Origin of the sequence: Duganella aceris (genome assembly GCF_011090165.1) — a bacterium.
Lineage (GTDB): Bacteria > Pseudomonadota > Gammaproteobacteria > Burkholderiales > Burkholderiaceae_D > Rugamonas > Rugamonas aceris.
Genome location: NZ_JAADJT010000002.1, coordinates 234,676 through 254,030 on the forward strand (window position 1 = coordinate 234,676; position 19,355 = coordinate 254,030).

Annotated in this window: 16 protein-coding genes; 8 read left to right on the forward strand and 8 right to left on the reverse strand. The window is 66.8% G+C overall.

Annotated elements, in window-relative coordinates; all coding sequences use genetic code 11:
• Positions 1-43: 43 nt before the first annotated feature.
• Positions 44-1,420, forward strand: coding sequence for an MATE family efflux transporter (locus tag GW587_RS05525; RefSeq protein ID WP_166099667.1), 1,377 nt, complete (start codon positions 44-46; stop codon positions 1,418-1,420).
• On the opposite strand, the gene GW587_RS05530 is transcribed toward GW587_RS05525, so the two are convergent.
• Positions 1,380-1,877: a MarR family winged helix-turn-helix transcriptional regulator gene (locus GW587_RS05530; RefSeq protein ID WP_166099670.1), complete on the reverse strand. Its 498-nt coding sequence runs from the start codon at positions 1,875-1,877 to the stop codon at positions 1,380-1,382. The genes GW587_RS05525 and GW587_RS05530 overlap by 41 nt on opposite strands.
• A 13-nt stretch (positions 1,878-1,890) precedes the next feature.
• On the reverse strand, positions 1,891-2,583 hold the full coding sequence (locus tag GW587_RS05535) for a DUF8737 domain-containing protein (RefSeq protein ID WP_166099673.1): 693 nt from the start codon (positions 2,581-2,583) through the stop codon (positions 1,891-1,893).
• A gap of 104 nt (positions 2,584-2,687) precedes the next feature.
• On the opposite strand from GW587_RS05535, the gene GW587_RS05540 reads away from it, so the two are divergent.
• The 3 genes from GW587_RS05540 to GW587_RS05550 all read left to right on the forward strand — a co-directional run bounded on the left by GW587_RS05540 (position 2,688) and on the right by GW587_RS05550 (position 5,390).
• A complete protein-coding gene (locus tag GW587_RS05540) occupies positions 2,688-3,275 on the forward strand; it encodes a TetR/AcrR family transcriptional regulator (RefSeq protein ID WP_166099676.1) in 588 nt (195 codons plus the stop codon).
• 81 nt (positions 3,276-3,356) lie between these two features.
• A complete protein-coding gene (locus tag GW587_RS05545; RefSeq protein ID WP_166099678.1) occupies positions 3,357-4,241 on the forward strand; it encodes an alpha/beta fold hydrolase in 885 nt (294 codons plus the stop codon).
• A gap of 342 nt (positions 4,242-4,583) precedes the next feature.
• A complete protein-coding gene (locus tag GW587_RS05550; RefSeq protein ID WP_166099681.1) occupies positions 4,584-5,390 on the forward strand; it encodes a hypothetical protein in 807 nt (268 codons plus the stop codon).
• A 7-nt stretch (positions 5,391-5,397) separates the two neighbouring features.
• Here the strand turns inward: GW587_RS05550 and GW587_RS05555 are convergent, their stop codons facing one another.
• From GW587_RS05555 to GW587_RS05565, 3 genes are all read right to left on the reverse strand, one after another.
• The gene (locus tag GW587_RS05555; RefSeq protein WP_166099683.1) at positions 5,398-6,966 is read right to left on the reverse strand and encodes an MFS transporter; all 1,569 of its coding nucleotides are present in this window, start codon (positions 6,964-6,966) and stop codon (positions 5,398-5,400) included.
• Positions 6,967-7,032: 66 nt separating this feature from the next.
• Entirely contained in the window at positions 7,033-7,650 is a 618-nt protein-coding gene (locus GW587_RS05560) for a TetR/AcrR family transcriptional regulator (RefSeq protein ID WP_166099685.1), read from the reverse strand.
• Positions 7,651-7,701: 51 nt separating this feature from the next.
• Positions 7,702-8,580 carry an NmrA family NAD(P)-binding protein gene (locus tag GW587_RS05565; RefSeq protein ID WP_166099688.1) on the reverse strand — a complete coding sequence of 293 codons (879 nt, stop codon included), beginning with the start codon at positions 8,578-8,580 and terminating at the stop codon, positions 7,702-7,704.
• A gap of 191 nt (positions 8,581-8,771) precedes the next feature.
• On the opposite strand from GW587_RS05565, the gene GW587_RS05570 reads away from it, so the two are divergent.
• Genes GW587_RS05570 through GW587_RS05580 form a run of 3 tightly spaced genes read left to right on the forward strand, consistent with a single transcriptional unit; the run spans position 8,772 to position 14,394 of the window.
• Entirely contained in the window at positions 8,772-9,869 is a 1,098-nt protein-coding gene (locus tag GW587_RS05570; protein WP_166099691.1) for an efflux RND transporter periplasmic adaptor subunit, read from the forward strand.
• Entirely contained in the window at positions 9,866-12,958 is a 3,093-nt protein-coding gene (locus GW587_RS05575; RefSeq protein ID WP_166099693.1) for an efflux RND transporter permease subunit, read from the forward strand. Before GW587_RS05570 ends, GW587_RS05575 begins: the two co-directional genes overlap by 4 nt.
• A complete protein-coding gene (locus GW587_RS05580) occupies positions 12,955-14,394 on the forward strand; it encodes an efflux transporter outer membrane subunit (RefSeq protein WP_166099695.1) in 1,440 nt (479 codons plus the stop codon). Before GW587_RS05575 ends, GW587_RS05580 begins: the two co-directional genes overlap by 4 nt.
• 52 nt (positions 14,395-14,446) lie before the next feature.
• Here the strand turns inward: GW587_RS05580 and GW587_RS05585 are convergent, their stop codons facing one another.
• Positions 14,447-15,235 carry an alpha/beta fold hydrolase gene (locus GW587_RS05585; protein WP_166099697.1) on the reverse strand — a complete coding sequence of 263 codons (789 nt, stop codon included), beginning with the start codon at positions 15,233-15,235 and terminating at the stop codon, positions 14,447-14,449.
• A gap of 93 nt (positions 15,236-15,328) precedes the next feature.
• Here GW587_RS05585 and GW587_RS05590 point away from each other — a divergent pair, with 93 nt between their 5' ends.
• Positions 15,329-16,288 (forward strand): AraC family transcriptional regulator, encoded by a 960-nt coding sequence (locus GW587_RS05590; RefSeq protein WP_166099701.1) that lies wholly within the window; start codon positions 15,329-15,331, stop codon positions 16,286-16,288.
• A 3-nt stretch (positions 16,289-16,291) separates the two neighbouring features.
• On the opposite strand, the gene GW587_RS05595 is transcribed toward GW587_RS05590, so the two are convergent.
• Positions 16,292-17,872: an aldehyde dehydrogenase (NADP(+)) gene (locus tag GW587_RS05595; RefSeq protein ID WP_166099703.1), complete on the reverse strand. Its 1,581-nt coding sequence runs from the start codon at positions 17,870-17,872 to the stop codon at positions 16,292-16,294.
• Between the two features lies 1 nt (position 17,873).
• Positions 17,874-19,355 carry an efflux transporter outer membrane subunit gene (locus GW587_RS05600; protein WP_166099705.1) on the reverse strand — a complete coding sequence of 494 codons (1,482 nt, stop codon included), beginning with the start codon at positions 19,353-19,355 and terminating at the stop codon, positions 17,874-17,876.

Below are 19,355 nucleotides of genomic sequence, written 5' to 3' on the forward strand. Positions count from 1 at the left end.
CCGGCGCCCGCCGGGCCTGTCATTTACCTTGTTCAGAACCATCATGTCCCTTACCTTCGTCAACCAGACTGCGGCCGCCGCCGCGCCGGTCGCTCCCGTCAATCGCCTGTTGCACGGGCCGTTGCTGCCATCGCTGATCCGTCTTGCACTGCCGACCGTGGTCGTGCTGTTCATGACCACCTTGCTCAGCGTGGCCGAAACCTACTTCGTCAGCGCGCTCGGACTCGACGCCATCGCCGCCGCATCGCTGGTGGTGCCGGTGATGATGCTGATGACGATGGTGTCCAACGGCGGCATCGGCGGCGGCGTGTCGTCCGCCGTCGCGCGCGCCGTCGGCGCCGGCCGCCAGGACGAAGCGGAAAGCCTGGCCTGGCATACGCTGATCATCGCCACCGTGGCCGGCGCGCTGTTTTCACTGGTGTTGCTGCTGGCCGGTCCGGCGATTTACCGCAGCCTCGGCGGCGGCGGCGCGTCGCTGCGCCAGGCGACCCTGTATTCCAACATCCTGTTCGGCGGCGCCATTCCGTTCTGGTGCCTGATGCTGCTGCAGGCGGCGCTGCGCGGCGCCGGCAATGTCAAGGTGCCGGCGATGATCATGTTCGGCGGCGTGATCGCGGGACTGGCGCTGTCGCCGGTGCTGATTTCCGGCTGGCTCGGCGCGCCGAGGATGGGCGTGGCGGGCGCCGGCGTGGCCCAGGTGCTGTGCAACGTCGCCGCGCTGGGCGTGGTGCTGCGCTACATGCGCTCGGCCGCATCGACCTTGCGGCTGCGCCGCCATCCGCTGCGACGCCGGCACTTCGCCGCCATCCTTGGCGTCGGCCTGCCGTCGGCGGTCAACGCGGTGATGTCGGCGATGTCGATCACGGCGCTGACCGCGGCCGCCGGCGCCGTCGGCGTGGCCGCCATCGCAGGCTACGGCATCGCGTCCCGGCTCGACATGTTGCTGGTGCCGCTGATGTTCGGCTTCGGCACCGCCGCCATCACGCTGGTGGGCACCAACCTAGGCGCCGGCAATGTGGCGCGGGCGCGGCGCGTGGCGATCGTCAACGCGCTGTTCGTCGCCGCCATCGTCGGCGCGGTCGGGCTGGTGGTCGCACGGTATCCGCGATTGTGGCTGGGGCTGTTCACCAACGATGCCGCCGTGCTGGCCATCGGCAGCGATTATCTGCATGTGGTGGCGCCGTTCTACGCGGTCATCGGCGTGATCTTCGAACTCTACTTCGCTGGCCAGGGCGCGCGGCGGATTCTGTGGCCGATGAGCGCCAGCGTGGTCCGCTTCGTGGTCGCGCTGGCGGCGATGGCGCTGGTGGCGCGCGGCGTCGTCAGCCTTCACACGGCTTTTGTGCTGGTGGCGGCCGGCATCGTCGTCGCGGCCAGCGTCAGCCTGTTGGGCTTCCTGCGGACGCGTTGGGATCGCTGACGCTCACCGCATCCGCGACACCGCTCAGCTGGCGATGCAAGGCATCGGAGAAGCGCCCTCCGACCAGCTGATCGAAGGCTTGCTGGGCGGCCAGCCACAGCGGGTGCGCCTGCGCATACCTGGCCTCGCCGGTCCCGGTGAGCCCGAACGTGAACTGGCGCGCGCCCGATCCGGTCCGACGCACCGTCAGCACCAGCTGGTCGCGCGTCAACGGCTTCATCGTCCGCAGCAAGGCGCTGCGTTCCAGCATCAGCTCGGCGCCCAGCTCACGCATCGACATGCCGGGATTCGCATATAACAAGGCGAGTATCACGAACTGGGTCGACGTCAGCGCCGCCGGCGCCAGATGCTGGTCGTACAGCCTGGAGATCTGGCGCGACGCCTGGCGCACCGGCAACAGATTACATTGCAGGATATCCGGCGTCCTCAGGGTCCGCGTATTGGTGGGGCTCGGCATGGCGGCGCTCCGTTCAGCCGGCCGGCCGGCGCAGCGCGGCCAGGTTCTGGCGGATCGAGAAGATATGCAGGAAGATCGCCAGCGGCGCCAGGAAAGCCGGAATCCATACGAACGGCCAATCACCGAAGGCGGTGAACGGCGCGCCTTGCCAGGCCAGATGCGCCGGCCCCGGCAGCGAGGTCAGCGTGGTGAAGATGGTGTTGGACAGGATCGCCAGCCCCAGCACGTTCCAGCCGATGACCAGGCGCGGCGCCAAGTTCATGCGGGCGATCGCCCACGCCACCAGCGGCGCGCTCAAGCCCACCAGCACATCGACATTGCGCCCCTCGAAGGTCACCTGCGACGGCGCGCCGCCGCCCACGAACAATCCCCAGAACGCCAACTCGACGCCGATGCGGAAGGTCTGCATCGCCACCGGCCAGTGACGCGGCGTGTCCGCCAACAGCCGGCCGATGACCGCGCCGCGCTGCAGCAGCACCACGGCGGCCAGGGCGACCAGCGGCACCAGCGGGAAATGCGGCGGCTTCGCGTCCCACACCGACAGGAAACCGCTATAGGCCAGCGAGGCGGTGAAGCCCAGCCAGCCGAAAATCGTCAGCGACGTCAGCACCATCTTGCGCCCGAGCAGGCAGCCCATGGCCGCCGACATCACCACCACCACCGCCACCGTCAGCAGCGCGAGCCATCCATATACCAGGTTCAGCATCACATCCTCCGTCGAATAAGTTAGAGTTCACTTACAATCTAAAAATAGATTATACTAAAACTCTAAATTGAACAAGGCATATTTGCCGAACAGGAGTGATCAGCATGAAACGGTCAAAAATCGACACGGCCGATACGCGCAGGCGCATCGTATCGACCGCCTCCAGGCTCTTCCTGGAAAACGGGCTGGCGGAAACCGGCATCGCCCACATCATGGCGGCGGCCGGCCTGACCCAGGGCGGCTTTTACCGGCACTTCGATTCCAAGGATCAGTTGATCGCCGAAGCCAACATCGCCGCCAACGACGAGATGTTCGATTACTACGCGCAAGCGGTGGCCGGCATGGCGCCGCGCCAAGCGCTCGACACCGTCGTCGGCCTGTACCTGCGCCAGTCCCACGGCGAAGGCCCGGAGTGGCTATGTCCCCTGCCCAACCTCGGCAGCGAGCTGCGCAACACCGACCGCAAGGTGCGGAGCGTGGCGATGGACGGCTATCAGCGGCTGGTGGCGTTCTTCACCACGCTGACCACCGCGCTGGGGGCGGCCGAGCCGCACGGCGTCGCCGACGCCATCGTCTCGACCATGGTGGGCGCGGTGATGCTGTCGCGGCTGGCGGTCGATCCGGCGATCGCGCAAACCATTCTCGACAGCACCGAACTGGCCGTCAACGCGCTGTTGCAGCCGGAACGATAAAAACGCCTTGCTATTTTTAGAGTCTAGATATACTCTATTTTTAGCAGTCAATTGAACTCTAAATTAACCGAAAGGAATATCATGACCAGCACCTCGTTGCCGTACATCGAACACCGCATCCAGCGCGCCCAAGGCCACATCCACACCCGCGAATACCCGGGCAGCGGTCCGGCCTTCGTGCTGATGCACGGCTTTCCCGACAACCTGCACATCTATGACGAGTTGGTGCCCTACCTGACGCAGGCCGGGCGCCGCGTGGTGAGCTTCGACTTCCTGGGCTTCGGCCAGTCGGCCAAGCCGGACGGCGCGGCCTACAACTTCGCGCAGCAGCTGGGCGACCTGGAGGCTGTGGTCAACGCGCTCAAACTTGAACGGATCATCCCGGTGGCGCACGACGCCGCCGGCCCGACCGCGATCAATTACACGCTGGCGCATCGCGACCGCGTCGCCGAACTGCACATTCTCAACAGCCTGTACGCGCGGACCCCGGCGATCCGCATGCCGGAACTGATCGAAGTGTTCGCCAGTCCCAGCCTGCGGGCGCTGGCCACCGCGTTCACGCAGAGTCCCGAGCAGCTGGGCTGGCTGCTGGGCGTGCAGCAGGCGTTGTTCCATGCGGCGCTGCCGGCGCACCAGCAAGCGCACTTCCTTGAAGTGATGCCCGGTCTGATCGGCGACAATTTCCGCCAGCAGCCGAGCGCCCTGCCCGCCTTCGCGCAAATGAACGCCGACCTGTTCGCCGAAGTCACGCGCAACGCCGCCCGTCTGGACCAAGTGAAGGCGCTGGACCTGCCGGTCAGGATCATCTGGGGCGCCGCCGATCCTTACCTGGGCGCCGCGCTGGCCGAAGACTTCCGCGCCGGCTTCGGCGACGTCACGCTCGACCTGATCGAGGCCGGCCACTGGCTGCAGATCGATGCGCCGGCCGAGGTGGCCGCGCTGATGACCAAGCCGCGCGGCCAATAAACGCTGTGCCCGTGGCAAAAGGCCACCGCGCATAATGCGCGGTGGCCTTTTCGCTTTATCGCGGATTTCACGGCAGGGTATCTGTGGACGGGGTGTCGTTTTTTTCGGCTTTTACTAAAACCTGCGATCTCATGCTGCCTCACGATGACGATCGATATTTCATCGTAGCTGGCGCTAACTCCGGAACTAAACGGCGATAACGGCGTCTAACGTTTATAGGCTGCGGAAGCGTAGTAACGGTTAGCGGCCCAAACGGCGATTTTAGTAAGAGACAGCGCTCCTCACTACAGCTTCGTGGTGGTTAGCGGCGCTTAGTAAAAACCCATTTTCAGGAGACCCCACATGTGTACCGACCTGCCCTTCGCATTCCCCATCCGCGTTCCCGATACGTTGCTGGTCGAAATGGGAAAATTCACCGGCCTTCATTGGAACGATTCGTTCGGGATGGAGCCCTACGTCTGCGAAGCGCTCCGCAATTATATGAACCCTGCCCCGACACCGCAGGAACAAGCGGCGGCGCCATCCGAGTCCGGCTATCAGTGGAAGGAAGTGTTTCTTCCTGAAGGCACCAGATTGCGCGCGAGCTTCGACCGCAAACAGTATTTCGCCGTGGTGGAGGGGGCGGAAATCAAATACGACAAGTACGCCATTTCACCGTCGTGCTTTGCGAATCTGTACGGCGGCGGCAACCGCAATGCGTGGAAAGCCGTGTGGCTACGCCTTCCCGGCAGTACCGAATGGTTGCTGGCCGATGTATGCCGCGCCGCGCGCAAGGCCGCGATAGCACGCCTGATGGAGGGCGACGCAAAACGGGTCAGCCAGCCATTGCCGGCCGCGCCGGCCACGCCGCGTGCGGTGCCGGTTGTCGGCAAACAGCCGGGCAAGCCCGCGGCCACGCGGCAGGGCAAGCGTCCGCCGCCACGCCGAGCAAGCACCGGCCTCCCCCCTGACGCCGCCCTCGCCCGCGCCAACGTGCCGCCCGCAGAGGGCCGTTCCCGGCTGAACCCAGGCAAAGCCGCGCCATCCAGCGCGCCGGGCGCGGCGGATGGCGGACACGCCCAACGCAAAAAAGACTCGGGGCGAAGCGCGCGCCGCAAACACCGCGCGAGCAAGCCCATTCCCGGCGATGCGATAAACCCCATTTCCTGACGACGTCTTACTCGCCGGGAATGTAGCCAGCATCGGCCGGCGCAATGGCACTGGCCGCATGCGTCGGCCTTTCCATCAACAGCCAGGTCAGCCACAAACACACCAGCGCCACTGCGGCCGCGGCCAGCGCGGCGCTGCTGAAACCGGCGTGGAAGGCATCCTGCAGCGACCGGCCCAGGCTGTCGCGCAAGGCAGGCGGCAGCATGGCGGCCGCGCCGTCCACATCGCCGGCCGAGAAGCGCTTGGCCAGTGCGACGGCATCGGCCGGGTTCATGCCGGAAGCGCGCGCGGCCAGCCCGAAGCGGCCGGCGGTGGCGCCGACCAGCAGCGCGCCCAGCCCCGCCACGCCGAACAGCAGCGCCACAAAACGTGTGGTGGCGCCGATGCCCGACGCCACGCCGGACCGGTTGGCGGGCAAGGCGCCCTGCAAAGCCTTGGCGGTATCGCCGTTGAGCACACCGGCGCCGATGCCGGCCACGGTCATGGCGACGGCGAAGAACATATAGGAAGCCTGCGCCGACGCCAGCCAAGCCATCGCCAGGTTGGCGCTCGCCGTGACCGCCATGCCGGCGCACAACAGCGTGCGCGGCAGCCAGCGCAGATGCACGCTCAGGCGCGGCACCACGAACATCGGCAGCGCGAACGGCAGCATGGCCAGTCCGGCGATCATCGGCGAGAAGCCGAAGGCGTTTTGCAGGTACAGCGGCAGATAGAAAATCATCACCTGCGCGCCGGCCGCGTAGCCGACCATGGCGAACACGGTGCCGATGAAGTGGCGCGAGTTGAAAATCGCGAAGTCCAGCATCGGCCGCCGCTGACGCAGTTCGACCACCACGAACAAGGCCAGCAGCGCGGCGCCGCCCAGCGCGCGCCACACGATCGGCGCCGACAGCCAGCCCAGCGCATTGCCGTCGATCACCGCCCAGGTGACGAAGAACAGGCCGCTGCTGAAGGTGGCGATGCCGGCGTAGTCCAGCCCGGTGGCCTCGGGGTCGCGCGACTCCGGAATCATGCCGAGCGCGGCGATGAACAGCGCGCTGCAGATCGGCACGTTGATCAGGAAGGCCCAGGTCCAGCCGACCGTGCTGGCGATCACGCCGCCGATGATCGGGCCGGAGGTGATCGCGATGCCCAGGCTGGCGCCCCAGAAGGCGAAGGCCTTGGCGCGCTCGGCGCCGGCGAAGTTGTGGTTGATCAGCGCCAGCGACGCCGTCAGCACCAGGCTGGCGCCGACGCCCTGCACCGCGCGCGCCACGTTGAGCATGGTGGGCGACACCGCCAGCCCGCAGGCCAGCGACGACAAGCCGAACACGGCCAGCCCGATCAGCGCGGCGAAGCGGCGTCCGACCCGGTCGCCGAACGAGCCGGCGGCCAGCAGCAGCGCCGCGAACGGCAGCACATAGGCGGTGATGACCCATTGCACGTCGGCGAAATCGGCGTTCAGCGACCGGGCGATGGTCGGCAAGGCCACCGCCACCACGTTCGAATCCAGCATGACCAGCGACGAGATCAGCGAGACGACCAGTAATTGCAGGCGCGCGCTACCGCCGCCTGTTGGATGAGAACCAGCGTGCATGGAAGACTCCGTGACGGCCGGCGCAGGCCGCCTGAAGGCGCCTCGTCAGCGTCGAAAGAACATCGGTTAATGCGCCGTCTTGAGCAGCGCCTTGCTGGTGGCGGCGTTCTGCACCAGGAAATTGATGGTGTTGTGCGCGTTCGCCAGGATCGCGTTGGCGGCGGCCGGCTCCAGCGCCATGCGCGCCAGCGTCACGGCGCCGACGCCGATGGCGACGATGGCCTCGGCCACGCCGACGTAATCGGCCACGTCCATGCGCAGCAGGTGCGAGGCGAACAGCTTGACCATGCGCGCATAGCCGTCCTCGGCCACCGCCTTGACCTGCGGATCGGCGTGGCGCAGTTCGCTCGACAGATTGGCCAGCGGACACATATACACCACCTTCTCCGCCTGCAATTGATACAGGTAGCGTTTGACGATCAGCTCCAGCGCCTCGCGCGGCGGCATGCCGGCGGTGGCGGCGTCGAACATCGCGAACAGCTCGCTGAAGGCCGCCTCGTTGGCCTCGGCGATCAGTTGCTCCTTCGATTCGAAGTGGCGGTAGAAGCCGCCCTGCGTCAGGCCGGCGGCCACCATGATGTCGGCGATGCCGGTCGCCGCCAGCCCCTGGCGCAGAAAGATGTTGGACGCGACCGCAATGATGCGCTTGCGGGTGTCGGCGGTATCGGCTTTCGACTTTCTCATGCTCTGCTCCTGGACGGGGCGACTGTAGCGCCATTAGAGTTATATTGTACTCTAAATTAAAGACGCCGCGTGCTGGCGCGCAAACTCTTTGATCGTCATCGGCGCCACGCCGGTCAGCGCCTCGATGGTGTTGTTGCTGCCGTCCAGCAAATTGTCACGGTATTCATCGAACACCGCGCTCAGGTGGCGCACCACGTACGGCGGCACGCCGGCCTGCAACAGGCGCGTAACGAAGGCTTCCGGATCTTCCGGCACATACCGGAGGTCCTTGCCGATGCCTTCGCCCACCGCCTGCGCGATCTCGCTGTAACTCAACTCTTCCGGGCCGTACAGATGATAGGTCCGGCCGATGTGCGGCGCCGGGTCTCGCAGCAGCGTGGCGATCACGCGGCCCTGGTCGAAGGCGGACACCGGCGAGTGCCGGCCGTTACCGCCCGGCAGCATCAAGGTGTTGTGTCCGGCGATGATGGGTTGCTGGAACGGGTACAGCAGCCATTCCATGAACAAGGTCGGACGCAGGTGAATCACCGGCACGCCGGACCAGTCGAACACGCGCTCCGAGAACCAGTGGTCCTGCGCCGAATGGCTGGCCGAGTCGATGTGGGCGGTGCGCTGCGAAATATTGACCACCGCCTGCACGCCCGCCTCCTTGGCGGCCTGGGCGAAATATACGGCCGCCTTCAGGATCTGCGCTTCCAGCGGATAGACGAAATACGCGCTGCGCACCCCGACCAGCGCGGCGCGCACCGACTGGAAGTTCTCGATATTGCCGACGACGACATCGACGCCGCGTGCGCGCAGCTTGGCGGCGCGCTCGTCGTCCTTGTGCACCAGCGCACGCACATTGGCGCCCTGCGCCAGCAGCTGGTTGATGGCGAAAGCGCCGGTGGTGCCGTTGGCGCCGGTAATCAGGATAAGTGGTGTGGTCATGATCATTCCTCGGTGGTTGGTGGGAGTATCCATATTTAGAGCTTCATAAAACTCTAAATATAGATTGCACTAGAACTCTAAAAAGATCAAGCGCTATTTTTTCGAAAAGCACTTGCGCGATTTAGAGTATTTGTGTAATCTATTTTTAGCGCTTGCACATACTCTAAATAACTCAACCTTCGAGGCCGCACATGAAACCGATACATTTCCCCCTGCCACGCCGCAGCATCATCGGCGCCGCATTGTTACTGGGCCTGGCGGCCTGCAGCCATCCGGCCGCGCCGCCCGAGCCACTGGCCAAGGTCGCCTGGTTCACGGCCGAGGCGGCAGCGTCCGGCCAGTCCGCCTTTACCGGCGTGGTCCACGCCCGCACCGAGAGCAACCTCGGCTTCCGCGTCGCCGGCAAGATCGTCGAACGCCTGGTCGATCCCGGCCAGACCGTCCGCAAGGGCCAGCCGCTGATGCGCATCGACCCGGTCGACTACGACCTGGCCGCCGGCGCCGCCCACGCCGCCGTCGACGCGGCGCAAGCGAAGCAAGTACAGGCGGTCGCCGAGGAGGTCCGTCTGCGCAAGCTGCTCGCCTCCGGCGCGGTCTCGACGCAAGCTTACGAACAAGCCAAGGCCGCCGCCGACACCGCCATCGCCCAGGCCCGCGCCGAAAGCGCCCGCGCCCGCCAGACCGACCACCAGCGCGACTACTCGGTGCTGGTGGCCGACATGGACGGCGTGGTGCTTGACGTCCCGACCGACGTTGGCCAGGTGGTCGCCGCCGGCCAGACCATCGTCAAGCTGGCCCGCCAAGGCGCCCGCGAGGCGCTGGTGTACCTGCCCGAAAACGCGCTGGCGCTGGCCAAGCGTCCGGCCACCGCCTCCCTGTATAGCGACGCCGGCCAAACCGTCCCCGCCACGCTGCGTGAACTGGCCGCCGTGGCCGATCCGCAAACCCGCACTTACCTGGCCCGTTACACGCTGGGCGGCGACGCCGGCCAGGCCCCGCTGGGCGCCACCGTCACCGTGCGCATGGACGGCGGCGCCTCGCCGCAGATCGGCGTGCCGGTCAGCGCGCTGGTGGACCAAGGGCGCGGCACCGGCGTCTGGGTCATCGACAGCAAGACCTCCACCGTCACCCTGCGCGCGGTCAAGGTCGCGCAGCTGGGCGAAGAGCAGGCGCGTCTCTCGCAAGGTCTGGCGCAAGGCGAACGTGCCGTCGCCTTCGGCGGCCATCTGCTGAAAGCTGGTCAAAAAGTCGAACTGCTGGCACCAGTCAAAACCGGGAGCGGATCATGAGCGGCTTCAATCTCTCCGCGTTCGGCGTGCGCGAACGCGCCATCACACTGTTCCTGATCATCGCCATCGTCGCCGCCGGCGCGTTCGCCTTCTTCCGCCTCGGCCGCGCCGAAGATCCAACCTACGTGGTCAAGGTCATGACCGTCACCGCCTCCTGGCCGGGCGCCACCGCCGAAGAGATGCAGCGCCAGGTCGCCGACCGCCTGGAAAAGCGCATGCAGGAACTGGAAACTTACGACCGTGTGGAAACCAGCGCACGCCCAGGCATCGCCATCATGAAGTTGTACCTCAGGGACGACACCAACGCCCAGGCGGTCGAGGACAGCTTCTACCAGGTGCGTAAAAAACTGGGCGACGAAGCCATCAACCTGCCGCGCGGCGTGGTCGGGCCGATCCTCAACGACGAATACTCCGACGTGTATTTCGCGCTGTTCTCGTTGACCGGCAAGCAGCTGCCGCACCGCCAGCTGGTATTGCAGGCGGAGGACGTGCGCCAGCGTCTGCTGCGCGTCCCTGGCGTGCAAAAGGTGAATATCCTCGGCGAGCAGCAGCAGAAGATCTTCGTCGAGATTTCGCACCAGCGCCTGGCCACGCTCGGCATCAAGGCACAGAACGTGATCGACGCGCTGGGCAAGCAGAACGACGTGACCTCGGCCGGCTTCATTGAAACTCGCGGTCCCCGCGTCCAGCTGCGTCTCGACGGCGCCGTCAACAGCGTCGAAGCCATCAAGGCCGTTCCGATCATCGCCGGCGAACGCACGCTGAAACTGGGCGACGTGGCCGACGTCAAGCGCGGCTACGAAGATCCCGCCAGCTTCGTTATCCGCAACCAGGGCGAAGCATCGCTGGACCTGGCCATTGTGATGAAGAAGCGCTACAACGGCCTCGATCTCGGCAAGGCGCTGGCTGCCGAACAGAAAAGCATCACCGCCACGCTGCCAACCGGCCTGGAACTGAAGCTGGAGTCCGACCAATCCCGCGCGATCAAGGATTCGATCGATGAATTCATGATCAAGTTCGTCGTCGCGCTGGCCGTCGTGATCGTGGTCAGCCTGCTGACGCTGGGCTTCCGCGTCGGCCTGGTGGTCGCCGCCGCCGTGCCGCTGACGCTGGCGGCGGTATTCGTCATCATGATGGCGACCGGCCGCGACTTCGACCGCATCACGCTGGGCGCGCTGATCCTGTCGCTCGGCCTGTTGGTCGACGACGCCATCATCGCCATCGAAATGATGGTGGTGAAAATGGAAGAAGGCATGGACCGCATCGCGGCCGCCACGCACGCCTGGAGCTCCACCGCCGCGCCGATGCTGTCGGGTACGCTGCTGACCATCATCGGCTTCCTGCCGGTCGGCTTCGCCCGCTCCACCGCCGGCGAATACGCAGGCAACATCTTCTGGGTGGTGGCGTTCTCGCTGATCACCTCATGGGTGGTGGCGGTGTATTTCATCCCTTACCTGGGTGTCAAGCTGCTGCCGGAAATTCCAGTCAAGGCCGGCGGCCACGACGCGATCTACAACACGCCGAACTACCAACGCCTGCGCAAGCTGATCCGTTGGTGCGTCGACCACAAGTGGGTCGCCGCCGCCACCACCGCCACAGTGTTCATCGCTGCGGTGCTGGGCATGGGCGCGGTGCAGCAGCAGTTCTTCCCGGACTCCGAACGTCCGGAGCTGACCATCGAAGTCAACCTGCCGCCGGGCAGCTCGTTCGCCGCCACCGATGCGGTGGTGCACAACATCGAAGCGGCATTGAAGACGGTACCCGAAGCCAAACACGTCTCGAGCTATGTCGGTCAAGGCACGCCACGCTTCCTGCTGACGATCAATCCCGAGCTGCCGAATCCGGCCTACGCCCAGATGATCGTGCTGACCGAGAATGCGCATGAGCGCAATGTCCTGAAAGGGAAAGTGCAGAAGCTGATCGCCGATGGCCGTTTCCCGCAGGCCCGCGTTCGCGCAACGCAGTTCGTCTTCGGCCCACCGGTGCCCTACCCTGTCCTGTTCCGCGTCGCCGGCCCGGACATCGGCCAGGTGCGCAACATCGCCGAACAAGTGCGCACGGTGATGGAACAAAATCCCAATACCCGTGGCGCACATCTGGACTGGGGCAATCTGACGCCAACCCAACACCTGGTGCTGGATCAGGAGCGTCTGCGTCAGGTCGGCCTCAACCCGCGTGACGCCGCCAACCAGATGCAAGCGCTGCTCAACGGCTTGCCATCGACCCAGGTCCGCGAAGGCCTGCGCTCGGTGGAGGTGGTGATCCGCAGCCCGCGCAACGAAGGCACCGGTCTGAAAGACATCGGCAACCTGACGCTGACCACCGCCAGCGGCACCAGCGTCCCGCTGTCCCAGGTCACCCATATGGAGACCCGGATGGAGGACTCGATCCTGAAACGCTACAACCGCGAAAGCTTCATCGCCGTGCAATCCGATGTCCGCGACGGCGTGCAGCCTCCCGACGTGACCAAGGCTATCCTGCCTAAGCTGGACGCGATCAAGGCGGCCCTGCCGGCCGGCTACCATATCGACGTCGGCGGCGCGGTCGAGGAAAGCGTCAAGGCCAACGTCGCACTGGCCAAGCTGTTCCCGATCATGATCATCCTGATGCTGCTGGTGATCATGCTGCAGGTGCGCTCGTTCGCCACCATGTGGATGGTATTCGCCACCGCTCCGCTGGGCCTGGTGGGCGCGGTGCCGACGCTGCTGTTGTTCAACAAGCCGTTCGGCTTCACCGCCATCCTCGGCCTGATCGGCCTGGCCGGCATCCTGATGCGCAACACGCTGATCCTGGTCGACCAGATCCAGCACGACCTGGCCCACGGCGCCACCAAGTACGAAGCCGTGGTCGAATCGACGGTGCGCCGCGCGCGTCCGGTGATCCTGACCGCCGTCGCCGCGATGCTGGCCTTCATCCCGCTGACCCATTCGAGCTTCTGGGGTCCATTGGCCTACGTCTTGATCGGCGGCGTCGGTGTCGGCACCCTGCTGACGCTGTTGTTCCTGCCGGCCCTGTACTCGTTGTGGTTCAAGGTCAGCAAGCCCGCCGCCACCGAAACCATCCCATTGATTGAAAAGGAAGCAGCATGAAAACCGCCAACCCACTCAAAACCGTACCGCTGGTGCTTGCGGCCCTGTTGCTGTCTGCCTGCTCGCTGGCGCCGGTCTACGAACGTCCCGCGCTGCCGGTCGGCGGCGACTGGCCAACCGCGGTCGCCCCCGCCGCCGGCGCCACGACCGAGGTCGCCGCGCACGACATCCGCTGGCAGGACTTCTTCCAGGACCAGCGGCTGAAACAAGCCATCGGCCTGGCGCTGGAACACAACCGCGACCTGCGCGTCGCCATCCTCAACATCGAGCGCGCCCGCTCGCTGTACCAGGTGCAGGCGGCCGACCGGCTGCCGACGCTGAACGCCGGCTTGTCCGGCGCCCGCCAGCGCGTACCGGACCAGCTCGCGCCCGGCGGCAACGGCGGCGTGTCGAGCAGCTACACCGCAGGCCTCGGCGTCACCGCGTTCGAGCTGGATCTGTTCGGCCGCGTGCGCAACCTGAGCCAGGCGGCGCTGGAACGCTACGCCGCCACCGAGGAAGCGCAGCGCACCGCGCAAATCAGCCTGATCGCCGAAGTCGCCTCGGTCTACGAGGCGGTGCTGGCCGACGAACGCCTGCTCGCGCTGAGCCGGCAAACGCTCGACAGCCGCACCGAATCGCACCAACGGCAGATCCAGCTCCGCGAACAAGGCGCCAGTTCGGAGTTCGATCTGCGCCAGTCGGAATCGCTGCTGGAAGCGGCCAAGATCGCGCTGGCGCAGAACCGGCGCCAGCGTGCGCTCGACGAGAACGCATTGACGGTGCTGGTCGGCCGCGCACTGCCGGCGGAGCTGCTGCCGACGCAGGGCGCGCGCTGGGACAGCGAGGTGATGGCCGAACTGCCGGCCGGTCTGCCGTCCGGCCTGCTGGCGGCGCGGCCCGACATCCGCAGCCAGGAAGCGCTGCTGCGCGCGTCGAACGCCAACATCGGCGTGGCGCGCGCCGCGTTCTTCCCGCGCATCTCGCTGACCGGCGCCTTCGGCTCGTCGAGCAACGAGTTGTCCGGCCTGTTCGACGCCGGCACCCGCGCCTGGAGCTTCCTGCCGCAGATCTCGCTGCCGATCTTCGACGGCGGCCGCAACCGCGCCAACCTCGGCGTGGCCAAGGCCGACCGCGACATCGCCGTGGCGCAGTACGACAAGACCATCCAGGTCGCGTTCCGCGAGGTCGCGGACGCGCTGGCCGGCCGCGCCACGCTGGGCGAGGAACTGCGCGCGGTGAAGGCGCAGGAAGGCGCGGAGCAGGTGCGCTACGACCTGGCCAAGCTGCGCTACGAGGGCGGCCAGTCCAGCTATCTGGAATACCTGGACGCGCAACGCTCGCTGTTCGCCGCACAGCAGCAGACCATCCGCACCAGCCTGGTAGAACTGCAAAACAGGATCGGCCTGTACAAGGCTCTAGGCGGCGGCTGGAGCGCGACAGGCGTCCAGGGTTAACGTAAAAACGCCGCCACCCGATCCGGGGGGCGGCGTTTTTTTTCGTTCAAAATTATTGGGCGGCTTGTTCGATCGCGGCGGCCAGGCCGGCCACATCGGTCAGGAACGGCGTGTGGCCGGTTTGCAGCGTGTAGCTGGCGCGCACCGGCGTCGCCGCCACCATCCGCGCTTGCAGCCATGGGCTGACGACATGATCGAACGCGGTGTGGACATAGACTTTGTCGGTCTTGCCGTAGCGCGCGGCGGTCAGGTGCAGCGGCGTCGCCATCGGCGCCAGCGGCTCGTCGAGGATCAGGTCCGGCAGCACTTTGCGCAGGCCTTCCGGCGCGCCGTTGGCGAACAGGTCGGCGCGGGCTGCGTAATTGACGCTGGCCAGGCCGTGCGCTTCGTCGATCTTCAGTTGCGGACCGGCTTTGCTATCGCGGTCGCCGGTGGCCAGCGCCAGCATCGATTCGCCGTCTTGCGGCAGGTAAGCAGCGACATAAATCAGCGTCTTGATTTTTTCCGGCGCGGCTTCGGCAGCGGCCGAGATCGGGAAACCACCGAAGCTGTGGCCGACCAGCACCACCGGTCGCTTTTCGCCGGCGATGGCTTTCAGCACGGTGTCGCGGTACAGATCGAGGCTGACCTGGTTCGGTGCCATCGGCGACGTGTCGCGGCCGGGCAAATCGACGGCGATCACGCGGTAGCCGTCGGCGCTCAGTTTGGCGGACAGGCCGTCCCACACGTGGACGTTCTCGAACGCGCCGTGAACCAAGGCGATGGCCGGCTTTTCCGCAGCCATCGCGGTGCCGGTGATCAGGGCGGCGGAGGCCGCCATCATGCTGGTAATTGCTTTCATGTCATACTCCTGGAGGGATTTAAATACGTTGAAACCACAGACAAATGATAGTGACGATGGCCCGCAGCGGCCATATCAAGGAGACCGCAGTTCATGACCGATCGTCCGGAAAACGACAACCATTACGGCATGGCCGCGACCCGCACCGATGTGCTGTCGCAGGTGTTGACGCTGATCCGTCTGCGCGGCGAGCTGGTGTACTCGGCCAATCTGCGCGGCCCGTGGGGCATCGCCTTCGCCAAGGGCGCGGCGCATTTCCATTTCATCGAGCACGGCGAGGCCTGGGTCAGGACGCCGGGCGCGGAGCCGATCCACGTCAAGCAGGGCGACATGCTGCTGCTGCCGCACGGCACCGGCCATTTGATCTGCGATGATCCCGCCACGCCGCAGGTCGGCATCGATGTCATCATTGACCGGCACTTCGACCGCGCGCGCTCGGTGCTCGACTACGGCGGCGACGGCGCGGCCACCCGCGTCGTCGGCGGCCTGTTCAACTTCGAGGGCGGTTCGCTGGCGGCGGTGATGGCGGCGCTGCCGATCGTGGTGCATATCCGCAGCGAAGCCGGCAAGACGCCGGACTGGCTGGACGCCATCGCCCACTTCCTGGTCAAGGAATCGCACGAGGTCGAGCCGGGTTCATCGCTGATGATTTCGCGCCTGATCGACCTGCTGGTGATCCGCACGCTGCGCACCTGGGCCGCCAATCAGGCGACGCCGAGCAGCTGGCTGGGGGGCTTGGGTGAGGAGCGCATCGGCCGCGTGCTGAGCGCGATCCATGCCGATCCTTATCGCGCATGGAGCGTGCACGAACTGGCCGGCATCGCCGCCATGTCGCGCTCGATCTTCGCCGAGCGCTTCACCGCGCGCGTCGGCGAAGCGCCGCTGCACTACGTCAAGCGCTGGAAGCTGACGCTGGCGGCCGACATGCTGGCCACCGGCGGACTGAAAGTGACGCAGGCGGCGCAACGCACCGGCTACACGTCGGACGCGGCGTTCAGCCGCGCCTTCAAGGCGCACTTCGGTTATGCGCCCAGCGAGGCGCGGCAACGCTAGCGGCTATTCCTGGCGCAGCGCGCCATCGCGCACGCGCCACAAGCCCAGCGGGTTGTCTTCCCGTAGCGCCTCGGGCAGCAGCTCGGCCGGCAGATTCTGATAGCTGACCGGGCGCAGGAAGCGGTCGATGGCGCTGGCGCCGACCGAGGTGGTGCGGCTGTCCGACGTCGCCGGATACGGCCCGCCGTGCACCATCGCGTGCGACACTTCGACGCCGGTCGGGAAGCCGTTGACCAGGATGCGCCCCACCTTGCGTTCCAGCGTCGGCAGCAGCGTGCGCGCCATGGCGTGATCGCTTTGCGCCAGGAACATCGTCGCCGTCAGCTGGCCCTCGATGCTTTCGGCAACCGCCACCTGCTCGGCCAGATCGCGGCAGCGCACGATCAGCGAACTGGCGCCGAAGATCTCGTCCTCCAGCTCGTGATGGGCGAGGAAGTTGGCGGCGTCGGTTTCGAACAGCGCGGCCTGGCCGTCGCACACCGACGCGCCACACGCGCTGCGCGCCAGCAGCCGCACGCCGTCCAGCGCGCCGCGCTGCGCCACGCCGGCGTTGTAGGCCGCCTGGATGCCGGCGGTCAGCATCGGCCCGCTGGACTTGGCCTCAAGCGCCGTCACCACCGCCACGCGGAACGCATCCAGCGCCGCGCCTTCGACGGCGATCACCATGCCCGGATTGGTGCACAGCTGGCCGGAGCTCAGCATCAGCGAATCGATGAAGCCGGTGGCGATCGCCTCCGGCCCCTCCGCCAGCGCGCCGGGCAGCACGAACACCGGATTGGTGCTGCTCATCTCCGCATACACCGGAATCGGCTCCTTGCGCCGCGCGGCCGCGTTGATCAGCGCCACTCCACCTTGGCGCGAGCCGGTGAAGGCCACCGCCTTGATCGCCGGATGCTCGACCAGCGCCAGCCCCACCGTGCGGCCATCGCCTTGCAGCATCGAGAACACGCCCTCCGGCAAGCCGGCATCGGCCACGGCGCGCTGCACCGCGCGCCCCACCAGTTCCGAGGTGCCGGGATGCGCGCCATGCGCCTTGACGATCACCGGGCAGCCGGCCGCCAGCGCGGCGGCGGTGTCGCCGCCGGCCACCGAGAACGCCAGCGGGAAATTACTCGCGCCGAACACCGCGACCGGCCCGAGCGCGATCTTGCGCAGCCGCAGATCGGGACGCGGCGGCACCCGCGCCGGCAAGGCCGTATCGATCGCCGCCGACAGCCAGCGGCCGTCGCGCACCACCCCGGCGAACAGGCGCAGCTGGTTGACGGTGCGGTCGCGTTCCCCTTCGAGCCGGCCGCGCGGAATGCCGGTCTCGGCGACGGCGCGGTCGATCAGCACCGCGCCCAGCTCGGCGACGTGCTGCGCGATCGCCTCCAGCAAGGCGGCGCGCTGCGCCAGCGTGGTCTCGCGATACACGTCGAACGCTTGCCACGCCAGCGATGCGGCCAACGCCACATGCCCGGCGGAAGCGGTTTCAAATTGCGGCGCCAGTTCGGCGCCGGTGGCCGGATCGACCGCCCGGAATGGGGTATCCACGCCGCGCACCGCGTGCGCGCCGATCAATTGTTCGCCGGTTATCGTTTGCATTTTATGGAGCTCCTTGGGTTAAAGTAGTCGTTGCATCATCCCAGCCGCCGCCGAGGGCGCGCACCAGCGCCACTGTCGTGACCGCGCGCGCGCCGCGCAATTGCACCGCGCTGCGCTCCACGATGGTCAGGTTGCGCTGTGCCTCCAGCAAATCGAGATAGCCGGTGCGGCCGGCGTCGTACAGCATCTGCGCCAGTTGCGCGGAGCGGCGCGCCGACACCACGGCGTCGTCGGTCTGCCGCCCCTGTTGCGCCAGGATGCGCAGGCCGGCCAGGTTGTCCTCGACCTCGGCGAACGCCACCAGCACCTGTTGCCGGTAGCCCGCCACCGACGCTTCCAGCACCGCCTCGCTGCGCGTGATGTTGTTCTTGTTGCGGCCGCCGTCGATGATCGGCATCGACATCAACGCGCCCAGCAGCCATGAACGGCTGCTCCATTTAAACACATCGGCGAAACTTCCGCCCGCGCCTCCCGCCGACGCATTCAGCGTCAGCGCCGGGAACATCGCCGAGCGGGCCACGCCGATGCCGGCGTTGGCCGCCTCCATCGCGCGCTGGGCGTTGACCACGTCGGGCCGGCGCTCCAGCAGCGACGACGGCAGCCCGGCCGGAATCAGCGGCAGCGAGGCGATGTCGTCCAGCGGCCGCGCGCTCGCATTGAAGTCCGCCGCCGGCTTGCCCAACAATACCGCCAGCGCATGTTCGTCGATGGCGCGCTGCCGTTGCAGGCCGATCGCTTCGGCGCGCGCCGACGACAACTCGGTCCTGGCGCGCGACAGGTCGAACTCGCCGATGTCGCCAAGGTCGAAACGGCGTTGGTTCACCTGAAGGCTTTGCTGGCGCAAGCCGACCGACCGCGCCAGCGTGTCCAACTCGGCGTCGGTCGCGCGCAGGCGGAAATAGGTCTGCGCCACATCGGCCTGCAAGGACAGCAGCACCGAGCGGTAAGTCGCCTCGCTCGCCGCCGCGTCCGAGCGGGCCGCGCTGACGTTGGACGACACCCGGCCGAACAGGTCGACCTCGTAGCTGGCGGTCAGGTGCGCCTGGTAGCTGGTGCTCGGCGCCACCGGCGTACCCGCCGGCAGGCCGAGCGAGGTCGGCGACGACTGGTTACGCTGGGCGCCGACATTGACGCCGACCTGCGGAATACGATCGGCCTCGGCGATGCCGGCGATGGCGCGGGCCTGCTTCAGCCGCGCCGCCGCCTGCGCCAGGTTGGCGTTGTTGGCGGTCGCGTCGTTGACCAGCGCGGTCAACGACGGATCGTTGAAGGCCAGCCACCACTCGCCGCGCTGCTGCGCTTCGGCGGGACGCGCCTGCTTCCATTGCGTGCCGTCGGCGGCGGTGACCACGTCGGGCTTTTCCTTGTAGGCCGCGGGGACGGCCATCTCGGGCTGCTTGAACTCCGGCGCGGCACAGGCGGCCAGCGCGATGGCGACCAGCAGCGAGGCCGTGGTGCGCTTCAGCACAGTAGCGGTTTTCAT

What these genes read in the sequence shown, in the direction of transcription:
- GW587_RS05525 (WP_166099667.1), top strand. Translation starts at nt 44, where the DNA reads ATGTCCCTTACCTTCGTCAACCAGACTGCGGCCGCCGCCGCGCCGGTC.
- GW587_RS05530 (WP_166099670.1), bottom strand. Translation starts at nt 1,877, where the DNA reads ATGCCGAGCCCCACCAATACGCGGACCCTGAGGACGCCGGATATCCTG.
- GW587_RS05535 (WP_166099673.1), bottom strand. Translation starts at nt 2,583, where the DNA reads ATGCTGAACCTGGTATATGGATGGCTCGCGCTGCTGACGGTGGCGGTG.
- GW587_RS05540 (WP_166099676.1), top strand. Translation starts at nt 2,688, where the DNA reads ATGAAACGGTCAAAAATCGACACGGCCGATACGCGCAGGCGCATCGTA.
- GW587_RS05545 (WP_166099678.1), top strand. Translation starts at nt 3,357, where the DNA reads ATGACCAGCACCTCGTTGCCGTACATCGAACACCGCATCCAGCGCGCC.
- GW587_RS05550 (WP_166099681.1), top strand. Translation starts at nt 4,584, where the DNA reads ATGTGTACCGACCTGCCCTTCGCATTCCCCATCCGCGTTCCCGATACG.
- GW587_RS05555 (WP_166099683.1), bottom strand. Translation starts at nt 6,966, where the DNA reads ATGCACGCTGGTTCTCATCCAACAGGCGGCGGTAGCGCGCGCCTGCAA.
- GW587_RS05560 (WP_166099685.1), bottom strand. Translation starts at nt 7,650, where the DNA reads ATGAGAAAGTCGAAAGCCGATACCGCCGACACCCGCAAGCGCATCATT.
- GW587_RS05565 (WP_166099688.1), bottom strand. Translation starts at nt 8,580, where the DNA reads ATGACCACACCACTTATCCTGATTACCGGCGCCAACGGCACCACCGGC.
- GW587_RS05570 (WP_166099691.1), top strand. Translation starts at nt 8,772, where the DNA reads ATGAAACCGATACATTTCCCCCTGCCACGCCGCAGCATCATCGGCGCC.
- GW587_RS05575 (WP_166099693.1), top strand. Translation starts at nt 9,866, where the DNA reads ATGAGCGGCTTCAATCTCTCCGCGTTCGGCGTGCGCGAACGCGCCATC.
- GW587_RS05580 (WP_166099695.1), top strand. Translation starts at nt 12,955, where the DNA reads ATGAAAACCGCCAACCCACTCAAAACCGTACCGCTGGTGCTTGCGGCC.
- GW587_RS05585 (WP_166099697.1), bottom strand. Translation starts at nt 15,235, where the DNA reads ATGAAAGCAATTACCAGCATGATGGCGGCCTCCGCCGCCCTGATCACC.
- GW587_RS05590 (WP_166099701.1), top strand. Translation starts at nt 15,329, where the DNA reads ATGACCGATCGTCCGGAAAACGACAACCATTACGGCATGGCCGCGACC.
- GW587_RS05595 (WP_166099703.1), bottom strand. Translation starts at nt 17,872, where the DNA reads ATGCAAACGATAACCGGCGAACAATTGATCGGCGCGCACGCGGTGCGC.
- GW587_RS05600 (WP_166099705.1), bottom strand. Translation starts at nt 19,355, where the DNA reads ATGAAAACCGCTACTGTGCTGAAGCGCACCACGGCCTCGCTGCTGGTC.